We start from the raw sequence: 19,256 nt of genomic DNA, 5'->3' as shown, positions 1-19,256 counted from the left end.
CTGTTGAGGTGCTGACCGCTTCCCGGTGCGGCTGGTGTGGGGCTGCTGCTCGCGGTGCTTGGCGGCTACTGCTTCCTGGCGAAGCGGCCGGCCTCGACCTCGGTGAGGATGTCGAGCTTGACGAGGCGTTTCAGTTTGGCCCGGGTGCCTTCGATGTTCTTCGGCAGCAGCTCGTGGTCCAGGGCCACGCAGAGATCACGGGCCCGTAGCGGTCCGGTCGCGTCGTTGAAGACGCCGAGGATGCGGGGGTAGTCCGGGTGCTCGGGCAGGTCCGGCAGGGCGGCCGGGAGCCGGTCGGCGAGGCTGGTGACGGTCTTCCGTGTGGGCGCAAGGTGTTCGAGGTGGGTCTGGGCCTCCCGCAGCCGGGCCTGCAGTTCGTCGAGCTGCGTACGGAGGTCTTCGGCCACGGCCCGGGCGGCGTCATCCTGGATGCCGAGCGCGTCGAGCAGGCGCTGGAGGTTCATGCGCTCACCGCCTGCGGATCGCGCCAGGCGGGGGTGTTCTTGCCGGTGAGGCGGGGGCCATGACGTGGGTCATGGCCCAGTGGACGCGGGATGCGGAGGAGGCCGGGTGGTGCTCGTAGTCGCGGACCAGACGCCGGTGCAGTATCAGGATCCCGTAGGTCTGCTCGACCCTCCACCGCTTCGGCTGCGGAACGAACCCAGGCTCCTGCGGGTTGCGTTCGACGGTCTCGACGTCGATGCCCAGGCCGGCTCCATGCGCGACGACCTGGTTCTTGAAGCCCTGGCCGACAAGGGCCTTCTCCACGGTTCCGCCGGTGTGGTCGGCGACCTGGTCCAGCAAGGCGATGCCCGCGGCGTTGTCGTGCGCGCTCGCGGCGAGGACGATGACCGCGATGACCAGGCCGAGCACGTCCACAGCCAGACCCCGCTTGCGGCCCGGGACCCGTTTCGCCGCGTCCCGGCCGGTCGTAGAGGCGGGGACCCCGGCGGCCGCGTGGACACTCTGGGTGTCCAGGACCACCAGGGTCGGCTCCTCTCATCGGCGGGCCCGTTCACGGACCTGGCAGCGCAGGAGCTCGTGGATGACCTGGTCGGTCCCGTCGTCCCGCCAGGCGGCGAAGTAGTAGTACGTCGCGCTCTTCGGCGGCAGGTCGTGCGGGAGGTAGGCCCACTGGCAGCCGGTCCGGCCCTGGTAGAGGATCGCGTTCACGTTCTGCCGCATCGCGTAGGCGCCCTGATGGCCGCTGACCGAGCGGTGCCGGTCCTTCCACGCCGTGATCACCGGCTCGATCAACGCCCACTGCCCGTCCGATAAGTCACTCGGGTACGGCTTGCGTTCAGTCACCTCATCACATCAACAGATCGGTGACCGGGAATCGGCGGATTCAGCCCACACCCACACCATCAGGCGACGCCATAACTAACCGAATACTCACGAACCGCCCTCTGAGGAATCCCCACACGGTCCAAAGCGGCCTGGACAGCAAGGTTTTGCTCCAAGGCCTCCTCGAGAAATCAGGTACCAGAGTTGTCGACGAACCCCACGATATCGAGGTATTCGATCTTGGGCGGGACGCCATAGACTTCCGTCACCATGTCGACGAGCTCCGCCGTGAAGAAGGAGCGGGTCTTCTGCTCGTCGTCCCACACGTAGAAGTTCCGCGCCCGAACGCCGTCTTCGTCGAGCATGAAGCTCTTGAAGCGAAGGCCGGCCATGCCTTCGAACGGTCCGCGGAGCTCGTCAACGATCTTTGCGAGAGCTGAAGGATCGAACTTTTCGGTCTGTGTGAAAGTCACGAGCACGCCGATCATCGGGCCTCCTGTCGATTGAACGAGCAACCGTCGATTGAGTGACGCTAGCGGCGGATGCTAGTGCACGCGGCCGGAAATTCCGGTCATTCGATCGCGAGTCGGCGGTGCGCCTCTCGGTTGACGTTGCGGACCAGGGGCGCCTCAAGATTTGTATGCGTGACCAGAATGAAGAGGAGGCGTTCGTTAATCGCTTCGCGCGTTCGCGTGACGCCGGCGTGCTCGAGGCCCTGCCGGAGGAAGCCTCCTGGTAATGGCCCGTCAGCAGGGCTAGGAGGAGCGCGCGTTCGGTACCGGTCATGCCGACGGCTCCGCGATGTCCGGGCGAGCGGTTCGTGACGGCCCGGCGCGGCAGTCGCGGCCTGGCTGTCCGAGCCGACGCAGTCGCCACCTGCCTGCCCGGCGGTCCTCGCCTCGCCCCAATCCTCTCTGGGGCCCGGCGACAGAGGTGAGGTGTCTGGCCGTGCAGTCGTCACGATGATGGTGCAAATCCGCCGAGAATGGATCGAGTTCGCGGTGATCGAGAACAAGACAGTCATCGTGAGGACGTGGGGCTGGCGGAATGCGGCAATCGATCAAGAACCTGTCCTGCGCGGCACAAGTTGTGGACCAGGGCGGACAACTTCGGGCGGCGAGCGGTCGTGACACACCTGCAGAGGCATCACCCGAACGTCCAGTGTTACTGTCCGTATTGGATCTAGTGCTTTCAGTGACGAACTCTTTAGGGTCAAAGGGACATCAAACCCCCCACCTATGGAGGATCCGTGGCACGCATGCGTAACCGTCTGGCCTTGCTCGGCTCGGCCGCAGCTCTCGCTGCCGGCGCCGTCGTACCCGCGCAGTTCGCCGGGGCACAACCCGTCGCGGCGGCCGAGGAGTACCAGTGGGTCGCGCTGGGCGACTCCTACACCGCCGGGGTCATCCGGGCCGCGGGCGACATCTTCGAAGTTCCGCGCGACGGCTGCGAGCGCACCGACCGGTCCTACCCTCAGGTCATCGACCGTGACCTCGGCGGTCTCCTCGACCTGACCAACGTCAGCTGCGGCGCCGCCACCATCGAGAACGTCACCGACCAGGTCCAGAGTCCGATCGGCCGTCACATGCCGCCCATCTCCGAGGACCCGGACTACCCGTTCCCTCCGGTGCCCCCTCAGTCTGAGGCGGTGGGCCCCGACACCGACGTCATCACCGTCGGCGTGGGCGGAAACACCCTCGGCTTCGCCGACCTCCTCATGAAGTGCACACAGTTGGGCGCCGAAAGCGACGGCGCGGGCACCCCGTGCAAGGATGCCCTGGGCGTCGGCATCCAGGGCCGGCTGGACAAGGTGAGCGAGGAGTACGACCGGATGCTGGTCGTGCTCCACGAGCGCGCCCCGCAGGCGAAGATCCTGACCGTCGGCTACCCGACGGTCATCCCCGAGGACACGTCCAAGTGCGGCTTCGGCGATCTGACGAAGTTCGGCACGATCACTCAGGGCGACCTGGCATGGCTGCGCCAGGACGTCCTGGAACCCCTCAACAAGGCGATCGAGAAGTCGGCCGGTACGCAGGATGCCGCCAGCTTCGTCGACCTTTACACCTCGTCCCAGGATCACAGCGCCTGTGACGCCCACAAGTGGGTGGAAGGCCTGATCACCCTCCCTGACCAGCTGTCCTTCGTGCACCCTAACGCCCTCGGCCACCGCAACGCCGCCGACCACGTCGAAGAAGCGATCCTGAACGTCATCGCCGGAGCCTGACCCGCCCAACCCCACCCGCCCCGCCCCGCCCCACCCGCCCCCAACCCCACTCGGCCGCACCGACGAGCCCTCGGCCGACTGGCCTCCGGCACCAGCCGGAGGCCAGTTCCGCGGCGTCCCCGCGTACACCTACTCCTGAGGAGCGCACAGGTGAGTCCGAGAGGCAGCCCCCACGAACCACGCGCGGCACCCTCGGGCGGCCAGCGGGCTTCCGGTGCGCGGACGCTGCACGAAAGGGCAACCGGCCGCGTCACCGGGGCATCGAACGGTCGGTTCGACTCTGCCTGAATCGCCCTTTCACCGGCGTGCCTGTTCGCGGTACGCAGGAGCAGGTACCTGATCGAACCGCAGAGAGGCCTGCTCCGCATGCGTACGCACAAGCCCGGGAAGTCGTCCGACGAGGTGGAGGCCCAGCGATTGGCCCGCCAGGCCGGCACGGCCGCTGCCGCGCCCGTGGCAGCGCCGATCTCCGCCACGGCGCTGCTCGGCCTGCAGCGCAGCGCAGGCAATGCCGCGGTCGTCCAGATGATGCGTCAGGCGGGACACTCCGGCCGACCGGACCAGGAGCAGCATCAGCACGACGACGGCTGCGGCCACCACCGGCCCGGGCAGGCCCCCGTACAGCGCTCGACCGTGCCCGGCGTGCTGCGTTCCGGGGGCCGGCCGCTGGACGAGGCCACGCGCACCGACATGGAGTCCCGTATGGGCGCGGACTTCTCCGACGTGCGCATCCACGACGATGCCGCGGCCCAGCGCTCGGCCGCCGAGATCGGTGCCCGCGCCTACACGTCCGGCAGCCACGTCGTCATCGGCCACGGCGGAGGGGACCGGCACACCCTCGCCCACGAGCTCACACATGTCATCCAGCAGCGCCAGGGTCCGGTGGCCGGCACCGACAACGGCAGCGGCCTGCGGGTGTCCGACCCCTCCGACCGCTTCGAGCGTGCGGCCGAGGCGAACGCGCGCCGGGTGCTGTCCGGCCCCGCCCCGGCTCGGCCGGCGGCAGAGCCGGTTCCGGCGCAACGCAGCGAGCAGACAGGCGCCGTGCAGCGGGTGCGGACCCCGGAGAACATCCAGGACCTCTGGACCGACCGCTACTGGGAGGGTGAGGCAGGAGACCGGCCCGCGGTCGCCCCCACCGCCCCGGGAGGGGCGCGGAATCTCAACGTGATCCTGACGACCGTGGCGAACCAGCTCCTGACGGCGTTGACGGCGCAGGCAGCGGGGGACGGCCAGAAGGAACTGCGGGTGTTCCGGACCATGACCCTCGAGGAAGCGGACGCGATCCTCGAATGGAACGGGGCCGGCAAGCTCGCGGGGACCGAGGCGTGGCTGCGAGAGCACCAAGGCGACGGACAGATAACGAGCAACTTCCACGCGGCCAAGGACGCACCCGGGTCGACCGTCGGTGCCATGCCGGTCAAGAACCACCTCGGTGACATGAATCAGGCGTACCGCTACTACAAGAGCCAGCACGACCAGCACTACGCGGACCACAAGAAGGCGGCGGGAGGCGCCAGCAGGAGGGTGGTCGGCGGCCCGGCGACCCGCGTCCTCGAGTTCACGCTCAAGCCCGGCGCGCACGAACTGCTGTTCAGTCCGGACAACATGGCCCTGTCCGGGAACACGGGGGCTCCCGCGGCACTGCGCAAGATCTTCGGCGCGAACCGCACCTTCCCGACGGGCTCGGGCGCCGAAGGAAACCTCAGCGGGTACGTCGGCATGAAGCCGGAACAGCACGGCGACTTCAGCCTCAGCCTCGGGGACACCGAGGCGACCAAGCTGCTGTTCCAGTTGTTCGTCAAGCAGATCCAGGACGTGACGTCGAGGGCCAGTCACAAGTGGAACAACGAGACGACCGAGTACTAGACCGCGTACCGAAAGTCGCTGGTGACGACCGGTGGGTATGTTCGAGAATCCGGTAGCCGCTCGTATCGCGGACCTGCGATGGTGTCCCTCATGGATTCCGAGCCGCGCACTGATCTCGCTCGTCACTCTGACTCAGGGGGCTGGTTGGCTCGGTTCGCGGGTCGGATGCTTGTGGTCTGTCCGCGATGCGGGGGCCGCGCCCTTGTGATCCCCCGGCCTGGCCTTTCTGATCCCAGATACTTCACCGAGCTCCTGTTCCAGCCGCGCCGGCTGGCTTGCGGAGGGTGCGGTGCCGTCGCCGACTGGAGCCCTGAGATGCGGGGGACTGGGCTGGTCGGCGCGGTGCTGGGCGGTAGTGAGGAACCGTTCTTCCAGCGGCCTCTGTGGCTGCAGGCCCGCTGCGCCGGTCACATCTTGTGGGCCTACAACGAGGAGCACGTCGACGAGCTGTCCGCCTACGTCGGGGCGCGATTGCGAGAGCGTGGCGGCTGGCAGTCGACGATGTCGATGATCCCTCGGCTGCCGGCGTGGATGAAAAGGTCCGACAATCGCGCGGAGGTGCTGGCCGGCCTTGAGACCTTGCGGACGCTGGCCGAACGGACGGCACCTGCCGACCGCTCCGATGCCGCGCACGGGCGCGGTGACCGTCCCCGAGCGCACAGGAGTGTGTACTTCCGGGGCGGCCCTTATGAGTCGTGAAGGCCCTGGTCACAGCCATCCGTAGATGGTTGCGATGAGGGCGTTTGTGTCTTAGCGGACAGCGAGCTCGTCATACGGTGTGGCGACCGCCCGGCGTCTCTCAAGGCGGTTAATCCCGCACTCGACGGCATGACGCTCGCTGTGGTCGGCCGCGTCGAGGCACGACGGCCGGCCGCCACGGGAGCCCGGTTCCGGGCGGTTGCGCGCCTGGTCGGCCTTGTGCGGGACACGGCATAGGGGTGTGCGCGGCTCAGGCGGGGATCGGCTCGGCGCGGGAGGTCCTCGACGCACTCACGTCGGTGACGTTCCGCATCTCCAGTTCCGCAAGGGCCGCTACCTGAACTTCGGCAACGAAGCCGTGCCTGAGGGATGTCCGGTGAACGCTCGTCGGCCTGCCTTTGAGTGGGCTGCCGAGGCGAGTCGTGCTCAGTCGCCGGAGTCGCCTCAGTCGCCTCAGTCGCCTCAGCCGCCGGAGCCGTCTCAGCCGCCGGAGGCGCCGAGGAGAACCGTGCGTTGCGATCGGAGCCAGGCTCGTTCCGCTGCCATCTCGGCGGCGTCGCCCCGGGCGAGGAACGTCGCCCACGGTTCTTGGCCTTGCCGGCCGAGTCGTTCGATGCGTTCGGCTTCACGGGCCTGGACGCCGTCGAGGGCATCGAGTACGTGTGCCGGCTGTGCCCCGTAGGCGGCGCAGAGAGCTTCGAGGCGGATTCTCAGAGCGTGGTCGCCGTCGATCGGTGCTCTGCGCTGCTGTTCGACGGGACGCAGCGGCACGGCGTACCAGGCCAGTTGCGCAACGTCGTCGAGGGCGTGGCCGGGCGCCGCGAAGTCCCAGTCGATGAAGCCGGCCAGGCGCTCGCCGTCCCAGATGGAGTTCCAGGGGCCGAGGTCGCCGTGCCTGATGACCATGCCGGGCTCCCAGTCGTCCTCCTGGCCCTGCCAGCATGCGTCGGCCGGCGGCCGGAAGTCCCGGACGGCGTCGTGGTACTCGCGCAGCCAGCACCCCAGTTCGCCGATTCCGGCGGTCGATCGCAGGGCCGGCGGCCAAGGCGAGAACGCGGGTTCGCCGTGCACCAGCGACAGGACCTCCTCGGCGCCGTCGGTGCCGAGGACCCGCGGTGCCCGCGTGAAGCCCACCGCTTCCAGGTGGGTCAACAACGCGTGTACCGCGGACGTCCACGCGCCGCCGGGCCGGCGGATCGTCTCTCCGACCCTCCGCACCGTGGTCACGCTGCCCTTGTCGATGGCCCCATCCGCGATCATGGGGTCAGCGTAGTCCTCCCGCCCGCGTCACCGTCGTGCACATCGGCGTCACGCCGGTCAGCGTGACGCGCCCCAGGCGAGAGTCGACCGTCTGGGCCGCGGGTGGTTCGGGGCGGCCAGGTGGCCGCCTGCACATGGTTGCGATCGGAACAGCGTTCTCGTAAGTCTGCGCAATCGGTGCAGGAAATTCGGTATCCGCCATTCTGAGGAACCGTTCGCATCTGCTCATCGTCGATTGAGTCGAATACCTGACCGCCCACAAGACCGCTGCCCTGCAGTGCAGTTCAGACCCCGGCTCTCGCGAGCGCCGAAGGCCGACCGACCGACCGACCGCCGACCTGGCCGACGCAACCCCCAGCCGACCGGGCGTCGAGTCCAGACCGCATACGACCGCCCCTGCCGACCCTGCCGCCCCTGCGGCCCTTGCCGCCCACGGGTCCCCGAGTTCCCGCGCCCGCCTTGGCTTGTCGGTGCCAAGGAGCCCGCCCTATCAACCTTTTGGAGATCGTCTTCATGTTTCCCCGTTCACGCAGGCGAAGCGTGGCCGCAGCCGTTTCCACGCTGATCTTTGCCGCGCTTCTGCCACCAGTAGCAACCGCGAACGCCTCCCCGGCAGCACCCGAGCCTCCCGGTCCGGCCCGGATCGAGCTGGTTCTGGACCTGTCCGGGTCGATGAACGAGAACGACGCCGGCGGTCTGACACGTCTGGCCGCCGCGAAGCAGGCGGTCTCCCGGATCATCGAGACGGCCCCGGCGCAGGCGCCCCTGGGCCTGCGCGTCTACGGCGCCACGTACCCGGGGACGGACCGGAAGCAGGGCTGCGCCGACACGCAGCTGGTCCGGCCCGTGACCGTGATGGACCAGGCAGCGCGTGCTGATGCCAAGCAGCGGGTGGCGGGCTTCAAGGCGGTAGGTTTCACACCGATCGGCGTCGCGCTGCGTGAGGCCGCCAAGGACCTCGCCGCAAGCGCCGCAAGCACCGCAAGCGCCGCAAGCACCGCAAGCGCCGCAAGCGGCACGACCGGCAAGCCCCGCATCATCCTGGTATCGGACGGCGAGGACACCTGCGCGCCGCCGCCCCCGTGCGAGGTGGCCCGCGAGCTCAAGGCGCAGGGCGTCGACCTCGCCGTGGACGTGGTCGGGTTCCGTACGCCCTCTTCGGCGCGCGCGCAGCTGAAGTGCATCGCGGAGGTGACCGGCGGATCGTACGCGGACGCCGACGACGCCGACTCGCTGACCGCCAATCTGGGCACCCTGTTCCGCAAGGAGTGGCAGACCTACCATGCCACCGGAAAACCGGTCGACGGCTCCCTTGACGGCTGCCAGGGCGCTCCGCTGGTCACGCCCGGCCAGTACCTGGACGAGTTCACCGGCGGCCGCGACCTCTATTACAGGGTCAAGAAGCGGCCCGACCAGCGGCTCCAGGTGAGCGCCACCGCCGTCGCCGAGGAAGGGTACTCGCGCGGTTCCCTCATCACCGTGTCGGCCGGACCTCCGGGCGACGGCGAACCCCGCGCCTGGCTCCGCGAGTTCGAACAGTCCATGGGCTGGGCGAACATCATCTCCACCGGAGGACGCAGCAGGCCCGGATCGGGCAACGAGACGCCCGCGCCGGACGACACCGGCTGCATCATGGTCGGGAACGACATCACCCGGCCCGGCGACAAGCCGATGCCCGTCGAACTCCTCGTCGGCATCGCCGACACGAGCACCCAGAAGGCCGGCGCGCGGACTCCCGAGCCGCGCACCGGGGCGGATGCCGAGGGTGGTTTCTCCTTCAACAGCGCCACTCCGATCGGGCCGGGCACCCACCGCCAGTCCATCGCCGTGGGGGAGGCGCCCTTCTGGCGGGTGGAGGTGAAGGCAGGCCAGAAGCTGACGGTCAAGGGCGGCGTGGACATCCCGCAGGACTTCCCCAAGTCCACGACCAGCGGGTGGAGCGTCACCGTCTACAACGCCCGGCGCGAATCGACCCTCTGCAACGAGGACCACCGCTCCACCGAGCTCTTCGCAGGCAGGACCGGGCACTTCGAGCGGGTCTGCGGGCCGTGGGACATCACGGGGCAGGACGATACGAAGAGCCCCGACTCCAAGGGGTACGACGTGCCCGGCACCTACTACATCCAGGCACAGGTGGCCGAGCCTGACGACGAGGCGAAGGGCATCGTCGTGCCGATCTCACTGACCGTGGACGTCTCCGGCACACCCCGCCGCCCCGACGCCAGCCCGGTGTTCTTCTTCGGCGACACCGCCGCCCAGGCCCCCGCGCCGTCCGCGGCGAACGGCAACGGCGAACACGGCGCGACCGGCGCCCCGGCACCGTCGGCGGAAGGCGAAGGGTCGCCCATGGGCAGCCTCGCCGTACCTGTCGGCGTCGGCGCCGCGGTCCTGGTGATCGGCGGCATCGCCTTCTACGCCGTCAGGCGCCGCAGGGCAGCCTGAACCCGACCGCACAGCCCGCCCTCCGGTGCCGCTCTCGCCGCCGGAGGGCGGCCCATCTGCTACTCGTGACGCAGGGCGTCCCGTCGCGCCGGCCGGCTGACGGCCACGGTCCGCACCCGAGCGCAACACGCCCCCGACGAACCACGCTCTCGGGGGCGTTCGGTCCGGGCGGAGCGGCGGGTACGACGTCGGCCCGCCGGCGAGGACCGACTCTCCGCCCAGGAGGCGCGGCCCGTGACCGGCGCCGATCGCCGCCACCGGTCCGCGGGCCGGGCGGGCGGGGACTGTCGGCTCGCCCGCGGGCGTCAGCTGGTCTGCTCGGCCAGGGCGAGGATGATGCCCGAGGGACCGCGGAGGTAGCACAGGCGGTAGAGGTCCTTGTACTGCGCCACTTCGCCGATGAGTTCGGCTCCATGGGGACGCAGGCGGGAGAGGGTGTCGTCGATGTCGTCGACGGCGAACATGACCCGGTGCATGCCCAGCGTGTTCGGGGGCGGGTTGTGCGACCCGTCGCGGATCGCCGCGGGGGTGTGGTACTGCGCGAGTTCGAGTTTGCTGTGGCCGTCGGGGGTCCGCATCATCGCGATGGTGCTGCGCACCCCGTCGAGTCCGACGGCGTGGTCCGCGAAGAGGCCCTCGATGTGAGCCGTGGCTTCGGTCTGCATGCCCAGTTCGGTGAAGAAGGCGACGGCGGCGTCCAGGTCTTCGACGACGATCCCGATGTTGTCGATCCGCTGAAGCGTCATGACGGTTCTCCCTGTGCGTGGCGTGGCCCTGTGAAATCACCGGTACAAGCCACCGGTATACCGAGAACGGAGCCGACGGCCCGTTCTCGACACCCGCGAACCGCCGAGTTCCACAGGCCCGCCTCTGCGGCCCCGCCGGAGCGGCTTGCACGTCGCCGGCACGGACGCCGGGCCCTTTCAGTCGTCGGCGATCTGCAGGACAAGCGCGAAGTGCTCACCGTCCGTGCCGGCAAGCAGGCTGTCGAACAGTGGGGTGAGCCCGTTCACCGCGCCGCATCCGGCGTCGTGGTCGGTCCACCAGCTGGCATCTGTTTCCAGCAGGGACACCACCCGGTCCGCCGCGCGCTCTGCGGTCCCGACGTCCAGGTGCCGGTGGCTCGGCCAGACCAGGTCGACGGCCGCGACGTGTGCCAGGAACGACGCGCTCTCCGCCCGAGGCCGGGCCCGACGACGTGAGTTGGCACGGCTGTTGCGACGGCTGGCCTGATCCGTATGGCCCGGTTACGGCGCGCTCGACTCTGGTGCCGGGGGACGGGCGTCCGTACGGTGAGCGCTTGGTACCTCAGGGCACCGCACGACACGCGAACCATGACACGTCACGGACGTTACGGACGCCACACGCACGTCACGTGTGGCCACGACACGCACGCACGACACATGAAGCGGGGGAACGTATGTCGTTCGAGGAGGAATGGCGGCAGGCGCGCGCGGACGCGCCCGAGGAGCCCTCCGTCACGATGCGGCTGAACCAGACCGGTGGCGGTGGCGCCACGCCCGATCTCGCCGTCAAGAGCGACACTCTGGGCCCGATCGGCGCGGACGCGCACGTGCTGTACGAGGGGGTGAAACGGGACGCCGAGACCGTACGGGTGTCGAACCACGAGGCGGCCGCGGCACTCACCGCCGCGCAGTTCACCTGCGGCGCCCAGCTGACGCAGGTGCACGAGCGGTGGTACACGCAGGTGGGGACCCTGCGGGACGCCTGCGCGCAGATCTCCAACCACCTGGACTACTCGATCGCGGCGCACGCCAAGGACGACGCGGAGATCCGGGGCGACCTCGTGGCCGTGTCCAAGATCAACGAGCTGCTGAAGTAGGCGGGGGCGAACCATGCTGACGTACTGGGACGTGCTGCACGCGCCGGTCGACAAACTCAAGACCGCTGTCGACGACTGGTCGGCCATGGCGAGCAAGTTCGCGCTGCTCGCCGCCGACGCCCGCGACGGGATGCAGAGCAAGGCCGACAAGGCGGACTGGGCGGGAGCGAACGCGGAGGTCAGCCAGGCGTTCATCCGCAAGGTCGCGAAGGAGTTCGACGACGCGGCCAAAGAGGCCAAGGGGATGCACCAGCTCCTGCTCGACGGGCACAGCGCGTTCAAGAAGGCCAAGGACGCCCTCCAGGCGATCGTCGACGGCGCGGACGAGGCGGGCATCGTCGTGGACAGCCAGGGTCTGGTCACCGCCCGGTATCCCGTCTCCGCCGACAGCACGACCCGGCACGACCCGGACATGGATCAGGAACGGGCGAAGGAGAAGGCCGATCTGGATGCCTGGACCGAGCGGATCCGGTCCATCGTCGCCGAGTGCACGGCCGCTGACGAGTCGCTCCGGCTCGCCCTGGCGGCGAACGTCGGCGACGCCCACGACTTCACCGCCCCCACATACACCAGCCTGGACGCGGAGGAGGCCCAGCGCGCCTACGAGCTGGCGGCCAAGGGGGCCAAGGGCCACAGCCTCACCCATGCCGAACTCCAGCAGCTGAACCAGCTGTTGGCGGCGAACCGGTCGTCCGTCGAGTTCACCACCTCCTTCTACGAGAAGCTGGGCCCCAAGGGGACCCTGGACCTCTTCGCCCAGATGTCCACGGACACCCACACCACCGCCGGACCCAAGGAAGAGCAGCTCAAGGACGTCCAGGACCTCCAGCGCAACCTGGGCCTCACCCTCGCCACGGCGACCGACCCGGACAGCAAGATCCTGATACCCGGCGGAAACGGCGTCCCCGTCAACCCGCTCGGCGACTGGTCGGCAGAATTCCGCAGGCTCGGCACCCAGAAGCTCCCCCTGTTCCCCGGCGACACCATCGGGGTGTACGGGTACCAGGCGCTCGCCGGCATCCTGCGCTACGGCGACTACGACCCGCGTTTCCTCAACCCGATCGCCGGACACGTGGTCCAACTGCACGAGCAGACCCCGCACATGTTCGCCGACAACAAGCGCGACGCCTGGCAGCAGAACGTCTTCAACCCGTCCGGCCTCAACGGGGCGGGCTACGACCCGCTGATTGGCGTCCTCGAAGCCCTCGGCCACAGCCCCGAGGCGTCGAAGCAGTTCTTCTCGGAGGAGCCGCCGGCCGCGTACAACACGGACGGGACGCTCAAGGTGGGTGCCCGGCCCGACCTCGGGAAGGAGGACGGCCAGCCCATCAGGAACTATCTCGACTACTTCGCCCGCGAAGGCGGCGCGGAGTCCTTCCCGGACGTCGGCCGCAACGATCCCGACGACATGAAGGGCACCGAGGCGTACGTGCCGTCCGCGCTCGGCCACGCCCTGGAGTCGGCGACGCTGGGACACGCCTGGGACGATCCGCGGCCGGTCCTCCTCCAGGACGAGACCACCGCGACGCTCGCCCAGAGCGTCATGGAGAAGTACAGCGACGCGAAGCTGCTCAAGGAGCAGGAGGCGTTGGCGGAGAGCATGGGACGCATCGGCGCCGGATACATCGACGACCTCCACTGGGCCCTCGACAACGGCGGCCAGCAAAGCGTGTTCGCCCCGCGCACGGATCCCCTTTCCCATGCGACGGTCAGCCGGGAGGTCGCCATCGACTTCCTGACCGCGCTGGGGCAGCACCCTGACGCCTACGAGACCGTCTCGGTCGCGGAGCAGATCTCCACCACCGCCGCACTGGACACGATGCTGCGCCCCGACCGCAACGCTCCGCTGCCCGACCAGGGCCCGGCCCAGTTCGTGATCAAGACCGGTGCGGAGGTGCAGGGACTGCTCGACCACGCGCGCGGCGAACAGGTCAAGGCCGAGGGCGAGAAGGCGTACAAGGAGTACGAGAAGGCACACGAGAAAATGAAGACCTTGATCGAACTCGGCACCGGGGCCGTCGTCGGAGCGGGCATCGCGGCGCTGCCCGCGACCACCGCGAGCGTCGGCGCCGCGGCGATCCTGGTGCCGGTGGCCATGGACAGCGGCGCGGCCTTCGTCGAGCAGACGATCAACGACATCCTCGGGAAGTACGGCGAGAAGGCGCTCGAAGAGAAGAAGGAGAGCATCGAGGAGCAGATCCGCCGGGACACCAAGGACATCTATCTGGCCGGTGAACGACGTTTCGAGGCTCCGGTGAATCGCTACATCGCCCTGCAGTACATCGACCCCACGGATTCGACCGCCTTCGCGCTCATCAGCGCGGCGGAGGCCGGCTACGCGAAGGGCAACGACCGGGCGGCCCAGACGGGCAACCAGCCGCAGACCTGATGCCGCGGTGCTGGTCGGGACGCCTGGGGGCCGCCGGGTCCACCAGGCCCACTGGGACTGCTGGGTCCACCAAGCCCCCTGGGTCTGCCGGGACTGCCGGGTTCGCTGGGTTCGCTGGACCCGCTGGACCCGCTGGACCCGCTGGACCCGCTGGACCCGCTGGACCCGCTGGACCCGCTGGACCCGCTGGACCTGCTGGGTTCGCCGGGCCCGCTGGGCTGGCCGGGCCTGCTGGGCTGGCCGGACCCACTGGGCTCGCCGGGCCCGCCGGGTCCGCCGCACTCCGAAAGCGCCCAACGCTCACCGCCGCGGGGGCGCTCGCGTCCTCCACAGGAGCGGGCCACCTCCACCCGCCCCCTCGCCGTGACGAGCCCACCCTCAGGTCCCGCGCCTGCTCAGACCATCCAGTGCCCGCCCACGCTCCACCCCAGGAACCGCCGGGCCGGCCCACCGCCGCGCGCCGCCCCGCCCGGCTCGAACTCGCCGCCCGAGGCGACCAGGCGCAGCCCGGCCACGGCCGGGCCCAGCCGGGCGGCCGTGTGCCACGGCCACCGGGCAGCCTCGGCGGCCGCCCACGCCACGACCGCCGCCTGGCGGTCAGGCGTGCACAGCGACAGGTGGAACAGCATCTGCCGCCATGCGTACGCCGCGTCCTTCACCGTGGCCAGCGGACGCGGGTGCCCCTGCACCCGCGTGACGAGCCGGCACACCGTGGTGAAGCATTCGCGCGCCAGCGCCTCCCAGCCCGCCGTCGGCGCGATACCGGCGTGCCGGACGAGGACGGCCAGATTGTGGGTGGTGAGGATCTGGGCCTGCTCGATGACGGTGCCGTTCGCCGCCGGTGAGCCCGGCCAGACCCCAGCCTCGTGGCCGGAACCGACCGCCGCGGCCCCGGAGTTCCGTGCCGCCCGCTCGGCACACAACCGGCCGAAATCGCGTGCAGCGGAGGAAGAGGAAGCCGCCCGCGAGGCCCCGGCCCGACGGCCGTGCCCCTTCATGGCCTGGACATCCGCCATGCTCCGTACGGCCCCGCAGTCGATCGCGTAGTAGCGGGCGTACAGGCTCCCGTCGAGCAGGTCGGCGGCGACGCGCGCGGACTCGAGGAACTTCGGCGTGAACGCACCCGTGAAGATGTCGGCCGCCAGCTCCTCCACGAACGGCGCCGTGATTCCCGCCTGCCGCGCCAGCTGGTTCAGCTCGCGCACCAACGGGTTCGGCAGCAGAGTGCCGGGGAAGGCGCCGACCGCGATCTCACCGAGCTGCCGCAGGGCCGCCCCGGCTGCCTCCCGCGCCCGCTCGCCCGCGTCCGCGTCGGTGCCGTGCGCGGCGACCGCCCGCACCCAGGGCAGCTCGTCGACCCGGGCCTGGTGCTGCAGGTTCGACAGCAGCAGGGAGCGCCGGTTGCGGAAGGCACGGTACGTGGCCGCCGCCAGCGCGCGCAGCGCCGGGTCGGTGAACCGCCGGGCCGTGGCCGCGGCCACCAACTGCGGCACCAGGGAGGCCAGGACCTCCGCCGACGGTACGAGGCCGCGCTCGACCAGCGTCGCCAGCGGGGCGCTCAGGGCGGAGCCCACCACCTGCCGCAGCCGCGCGGGCACGACGGTGCCGGCCGGCAGCCCGGTCGCGTCGGCTTCGACGGCGGTCACCGGGACGACCGGCGACTCGACGTCGGCCGTGCCCGTGCGCTGGTCCAGGCCCGCGAGCCGGCGCACCACGAGCGCGGCGATCCGATGGTGGGAGGGCAGCGCGGCCTGCCGCGCCTGGTCACGGCGCAGCCGGGTGTGCTCGGCAGATCCCGGGCGCCCCCGCTTGGCCACCATCGACGTCACCGCGTGCCTCACGAGCCCGGCGAGCCGCGGCGGCACCGGTCGCCCGGCGGCCACGTCCTCGAGGGCACGCCGGAGAATGCCGGCGTTGGACTTCGGATCCCGGTGCTTCCCGCACAGCGTGTGGGCCGCCGCGAGCTTCTCGTACCGCTCCAGTAGTACGACGGCCTCGCCGCGCTCGGGTACGCCGCCCCGGCCGGCGGGCACCGCTGCACCACCCTGCAGGTTCTCGCCCCCGTGCCGCAGCCAGTACTCCAGGAGTTCATCCTCGAACGGACGCCAGACGGTCAGCGCCTCGCGCTGGGTCTCGATCGCCGTCTTCGGCTGCCTGCCGCCGAGTTCGGCCGTCACCTCGCCGACCGTCCGTCGGTGTACCGTGCCCGGCGCGGCGGCCGGCCGGTCCGCCGGGCGCGGCAGGAAGCGCAACCGGTCGGCGAACGGCCGGAGTTCGGACACCAGCGCCGCGGCCCCGTCGATGTCACCGGCCCGCACCAGCCAGGCGACGGTCAGCAGCGCGGTCTCCTCGGGCAGTTCCGCTGTGTACCGTCCGCTGTCCAGCAGGCCCCACATCCAGGCGAGGCCCTCCTCGGTGAGGGCGTGCGCGAACAGTGCGGCCCTGGTCGCGGGTACGCCAGCCTGCCGCGCGGCCTCCTTCTCGTACGGTGCGAGCGGCCCGCCGGCCGCGGGTGTGCCGGTGGCGAAGCCCCCGTGCACGACCTCGGGGGTCACCCAGACCGGCAGCCCGGCCACCGGCGTGCGTGAGCCGATGCTCAGCCGCCCGTCCGCGATTCCGGACAGCACCTGCCGCCACTGACGCATCCGCCCTTCCGCACGGTCGCGCACATCGGCGTCGGGATGCGTGAGGAAGGTGCGCAGGGCCCGGTCCAACCGGTCTGCGGCGTAAGCGGGGTCGGCGGTCACCGTCGGGAGCTGCTGGTCAGCGATCTCGTTCATAAGCCGACGTGACAGGTTCCGCCCCTGCGCCCTCCGGGTCCCAAGCCCGGCGCTCTGACTGACTGAGCTACACGCCGTAGATGCGGAGACGCTAGAAGCGCTGTGGTCGGCGCGGCAACCGATTTCACGAGCCTGTGCGACCGGCCCTCACGTCGGGCCCTGCGCCCGCGGAGGAACACGCGTGAGTGCCATCTGGTCACCACCACCTTCCGCCGCGCCGCCGGCACCGAGGCCCGGGCGACCGGGCGGAAGACGCGCGACCCACGCCTTCTTGTTGACCGGAGCCGCCAACGGGCACAGCGGACAACCCGCGAGGAGCTCCGTTACGGCAAGCCGTCCGTGCTGGACCACACCCCGACGGCATGCTCGCTGCGGAGCGGGACCGGTTCTGGCGGGCGCGTGGAGACCCTGCAAGCCGCGCATCCGAGCGCGCGGGAGGCCGTCCCGGTCCGGCGCAAAACCGGATGACCCGATCCGTCCGGCGTCCCTACCCTGCCGTCATGGAACTCAGACCCACCCTATTGAACGTCGTCGACGTCGAGGCCACCTGCTGGGACGGGCAGCCACCGCCCGGCGCGGTGAGCGAGATCATCGAGATCGGGCTCACCGTCGTGGATCTGACGGCCCGTCGGCGTGTGGGGCGGCACCGGATCCTCGTGCGGCCCGAGCGCTCCGAGGTGAGCGGCTTCTGCACCGAGCTGACCGGCCTCACTCCGGCTGAGGTCGCCGACGGGGTCGGCTTCGCCGAGGCGTGCCGAATCCTCGCCGAGGCCCACGACGCGCGCAGCCGCCCCTGGGCGAGCTGGGGAGACTACGACCGCAAGCAGTTCGAACGGCAGTGCCGGGCAGCCGGCGTGCCCTACCCGTTCGGGTGGCCGGCCGAGCAGGGACACACCAACGCCAAGGCCGTGTTCACCGAGGGGTACGGCCTGCGCAAGCGGCCCGGTATGGCCGGCGCCCTGCGGATTGCGGGTCTGCCGCTGGAGGGCCGCCACCACCGGGGCGAGGACGACGCGTGGAACATCGCCGCCCTCGTCCTGAACCTGGTGGAGCGTGGGGCCTGGAGCGCCTCGGAGACCAGTTGAACGTCACGAAGTCCGACCGGCCTGGGCCGACCATCGGTCCAGCGGACAGAGTCGAGGGGTCAGGCCGGCTCGTCGTCGGCAGGCGCCCACTCCTCGCGGTATCCCGGGCGATCGGAGTAGGCGGTTGCTGCGAGGACCCGCAGCGACCAGTCGATGCCGTGGCTGTCGTGGTCCCGGGTATCGGCGTGTTCCGGTTCACGCCAGGCGGCGAGCAAGTCGCGGCGCATGGCGATGGTGCGGGTCGGCGAGTAGAGCGCGGCAAGCGGGCCGTCGGGGGACAGCCCTTCGGGAAGCCATGACATGGGTGGCTGGACTGCGGCTGCCACTTCGTCGGCGTCGATCTGCTCGTGCAGCCAGGTGATCAGTTCGGCAGACATCCCCTGCATGATCTCCAAGCCGATTGCGTTTGTCGCTCAGATCCCGCCCGCGACGCCGCGACTCCGCCAGTTCAACGACGCCTGCTCACTACCGGCCAGCGACTACGGCCGGCACAGACCGCCCTTCCACCGCGCCCCGAACTCCAGGGCAGCCAGGATGGGTTCGAGCAGTTGGTCGGCGGAGTGTGGACGGTCACGCCTTGCGGGCCCGAGTATCGCCTGACCGACGCCCCGACGCCCCGACGCCCCGACGCCCCGACGCCCCGACGCCCCGACGCCCCGATGCCACGCTGACCGCCGACCGAGCCCGGGGACCTGCCGGACCACCTGACGAAGACCCTGCGCACCTGCGCAGCCGCATGGACGTCCCTGTCGGGCGGCCTCATGATGCAACCTCCTCGTAGGCACGTAAGGGAGCACCATGAGCGACCGGAACACTGCCGAGTACTGGGACCCGATCTACGACGACGGCCGCGACTGGCGGCAGGTCTGCGACGCCGAGATCGCCATGTTCACCCGCTACGCCGCCCCGCAGCCTGGTCAGCGGGCCTTGGACATCGGCTGCGGCACCGGCCAGTTGGCCCGCTGCCTGCACTCGCTCGGTTACGACGTGACCGGCGTGGAAGTATCCGCATCGGCCCTCCTCAAGGCCCGCACCCGCTCGTACACACAAGGCCCGCGGTGGGTGCAGCACGACATCCAGACCGGCCCACCGCCGGGCTTCCCGTCAGCAAGCGTCGATGTCGTCTCCTTCCGGCTCTCCTTCCAGTTCCTCGACCGCAAGCCACAGATCCTCGACATGGCACGCGGACTACTGCGGCCGGGCGGTCTCGTCTACCTCGTGCTGCCCGTCCTGGAACGCGAGAGCCTTCCCGCCGGTCGTCGGTCCAGCGCTCTTCCTGCTGCCGAGATCACCGACCTGTGCAGGGGCTGGCGCGCCGACAGGTGGGAACTGGGGTGGTTGGACCACCTCGTCCTGCGCTCTCCGTGACGACGACCTG

Annotated in this window: 15 protein-coding genes, 1 tRNA gene and 1 pseudogene; 8 read left to right on the top strand and 9 right to left on the bottom strand. The window is 70.2% G+C overall.

What is annotated here, in order from left to right:
• Positions 1-65 precede the first annotated feature (65 nt).
• The 3 genes and pseudogenes from ACFY8W_RS00485 to ACFY8W_RS00475 all read right to left on the bottom strand — a co-directional run bounded on the left by ACFY8W_RS00485 (position 66) and on the right by ACFY8W_RS00475 (position 1,775).
• Entirely contained in the window at positions 66-464 is a 399-nt protein-coding gene (locus ACFY8W_RS00485; RefSeq protein WP_391098319.1) for a hypothetical protein, read from the bottom strand.
• Positions 461-1,308 (bottom strand): annotated as a pseudogene (locus ACFY8W_RS00480) (IS5 family transposase). Before ACFY8W_RS00480 ends, ACFY8W_RS00485 begins: the two are co-directional and overlap by 4 nt.
• Before the next feature lie 170 nt (positions 1,309-1,478).
• The gene (locus ACFY8W_RS00475; RefSeq protein WP_391098316.1) at positions 1,479-1,775 is read right to left on the bottom strand and encodes a hypothetical protein; all 297 of its coding nucleotides are present in this window, start codon (positions 1,773-1,775) and stop codon (positions 1,479-1,481) included.
• Between the two features lie 770 nt (positions 1,776-2,545).
• Here ACFY8W_RS00475 and ACFY8W_RS00470 point away from each other — a divergent pair.
• The 3 genes from ACFY8W_RS00470 (at position 2,546) to ACFY8W_RS00460 (ending at position 6,079) form a co-directional block, all read left to right on the top strand.
• Positions 2,546-3,511: a GDSL-type esterase/lipase family protein gene (locus tag ACFY8W_RS00470; protein WP_391098314.1), complete on the top strand. Its 966-nt coding sequence runs from the start codon at positions 2,546-2,548 to the stop codon at positions 3,509-3,511.
• A gap of 366 nt (positions 3,512-3,877) precedes the next feature.
• Positions 3,878-5,380 carry a DUF4157 domain-containing protein gene (locus ACFY8W_RS00465; protein WP_391098312.1) on the top strand — a complete coding sequence of 501 codons (1,503 nt, stop codon included), beginning with the start codon at positions 3,878-3,880 and terminating at the stop codon, positions 5,378-5,380.
• A gap of 315 nt (positions 5,381-5,695) precedes the next feature.
• Positions 5,696-6,079, top strand: coding sequence for a hypothetical protein (locus ACFY8W_RS00460; protein ID WP_391098310.1), 384 nt, complete (start codon positions 5,696-5,698; stop codon positions 6,077-6,079).
• A 480-nt stretch (positions 6,080-6,559) separates the two neighbouring features.
• Here ACFY8W_RS00460 and ACFY8W_RS00455 read toward each other — a convergent pair whose 3' ends face one another.
• Positions 6,560-7,339, bottom strand: coding sequence for a phosphotransferase (locus ACFY8W_RS00455; protein ID WP_391098308.1), 780 nt, complete (start codon positions 7,337-7,339; stop codon positions 6,560-6,562).
• Positions 7,340-8,011: 672 nt separating this feature from the next.
• Here ACFY8W_RS00455 and ACFY8W_RS00450 point away from each other — a divergent pair.
• The gene (locus ACFY8W_RS00450) at positions 8,012-9,781 is read left to right on the top strand and encodes a hypothetical protein (protein ID WP_391098306.1); all 1,770 of its coding nucleotides are present in this window, start codon (positions 8,012-8,014) and stop codon (positions 9,779-9,781) included.
• A gap of 305 nt (positions 9,782-10,086) precedes the next feature.
• On the opposite strand, the gene ACFY8W_RS00445 is transcribed toward ACFY8W_RS00450, so the two are convergent.
• Positions 10,087-10,527: a VOC family protein gene (locus ACFY8W_RS00445; RefSeq protein WP_391098304.1), complete on the bottom strand. Its 441-nt coding sequence runs from the start codon at positions 10,525-10,527 to the stop codon at positions 10,087-10,089.
• Between the two features lie 177 nt (positions 10,528-10,704).
• A complete protein-coding gene (locus ACFY8W_RS00440; protein WP_391098301.1) occupies positions 10,705-10,854 on the bottom strand; it encodes a hypothetical protein in 150 nt (49 codons plus the stop codon).
• A 347-nt stretch (positions 10,855-11,201) separates the two neighbouring features.
• Here ACFY8W_RS00440 and ACFY8W_RS00435 point away from each other — a divergent pair, with 347 nt between their 5' ends.
• Both ACFY8W_RS00435 and ACFY8W_RS00430 read left to right on the top strand, forming a co-directional pair.
• Positions 11,202-11,624 (top strand): hypothetical protein, encoded by a 423-nt coding sequence (locus tag ACFY8W_RS00435; protein ID WP_391098298.1) that lies wholly within the window; start codon positions 11,202-11,204, stop codon positions 11,622-11,624.
• Positions 11,625-11,637: 13 nt separating this feature from the next.
• Positions 11,638-14,013, top strand: coding sequence for a hypothetical protein (locus tag ACFY8W_RS00430; RefSeq protein ID WP_391098296.1), 2,376 nt, complete (start codon positions 11,638-11,640; stop codon positions 14,011-14,013).
• A 395-nt stretch (positions 14,014-14,408) separates the two neighbouring features.
• On the opposite strand, the gene ACFY8W_RS00425 is transcribed toward ACFY8W_RS00430, so the two are convergent.
• Positions 14,409-16,793, bottom strand: a complete 2,385-nt coding sequence (locus tag ACFY8W_RS00425; protein ID WP_391098294.1) for a hypothetical protein — start codon at positions 16,791-16,793, stop codon at positions 14,409-14,411.
• 3 nt (positions 16,794-16,796) lie between these two features.
• A tRNA-Pro gene (locus ACFY8W_RS00420) sits at positions 16,797-16,870 on the bottom strand.
• 423 nt (positions 16,871-17,293) lie between these two features.
• Here ACFY8W_RS00420 and ACFY8W_RS00415 point away from each other — a divergent pair.
• Positions 17,294-17,878 carry an exonuclease domain-containing protein gene (locus ACFY8W_RS00415; protein WP_391098292.1) on the top strand — a complete coding sequence of 195 codons (585 nt, stop codon included), beginning with the start codon at positions 17,294-17,296 and terminating at the stop codon, positions 17,876-17,878.
• A 59-nt stretch (positions 17,879-17,937) separates the two neighbouring features.
• Here the strand turns inward: ACFY8W_RS00415 and ACFY8W_RS00410 are convergent, their stop codons facing one another.
• Positions 17,938-18,255, bottom strand: coding sequence for a DUF6221 family protein (locus ACFY8W_RS00410; RefSeq protein ID WP_391098290.1), 318 nt, complete (start codon positions 18,253-18,255; stop codon positions 17,938-17,940).
• Positions 18,256-18,676: 421 nt separating this feature from the next.
• Here ACFY8W_RS00410 and ACFY8W_RS00405 point away from each other — a divergent pair, with 421 nt between their 5' ends.
• A complete protein-coding gene (locus tag ACFY8W_RS00405; protein WP_391098288.1) occupies positions 18,677-19,246 on the top strand; it encodes a methyltransferase domain-containing protein in 570 nt (189 codons plus the stop codon).
• Positions 19,247-19,256 lie beyond the last annotated feature (10 nt).

The sequence above is a fragment of the Streptomyces sp. NPDC012637 genome, from assembly GCF_042954805.1.
In the GTDB taxonomy this organism is placed as follows: domain Bacteria; phylum Actinomycetota; class Actinomycetes; order Streptomycetales; family Streptomycetaceae; genus Streptomyces.
The sequence above is the reverse complement of the archived record's forward strand: the minus strand, read 5'-3'. Positions and strand labels throughout refer to the sequence as shown.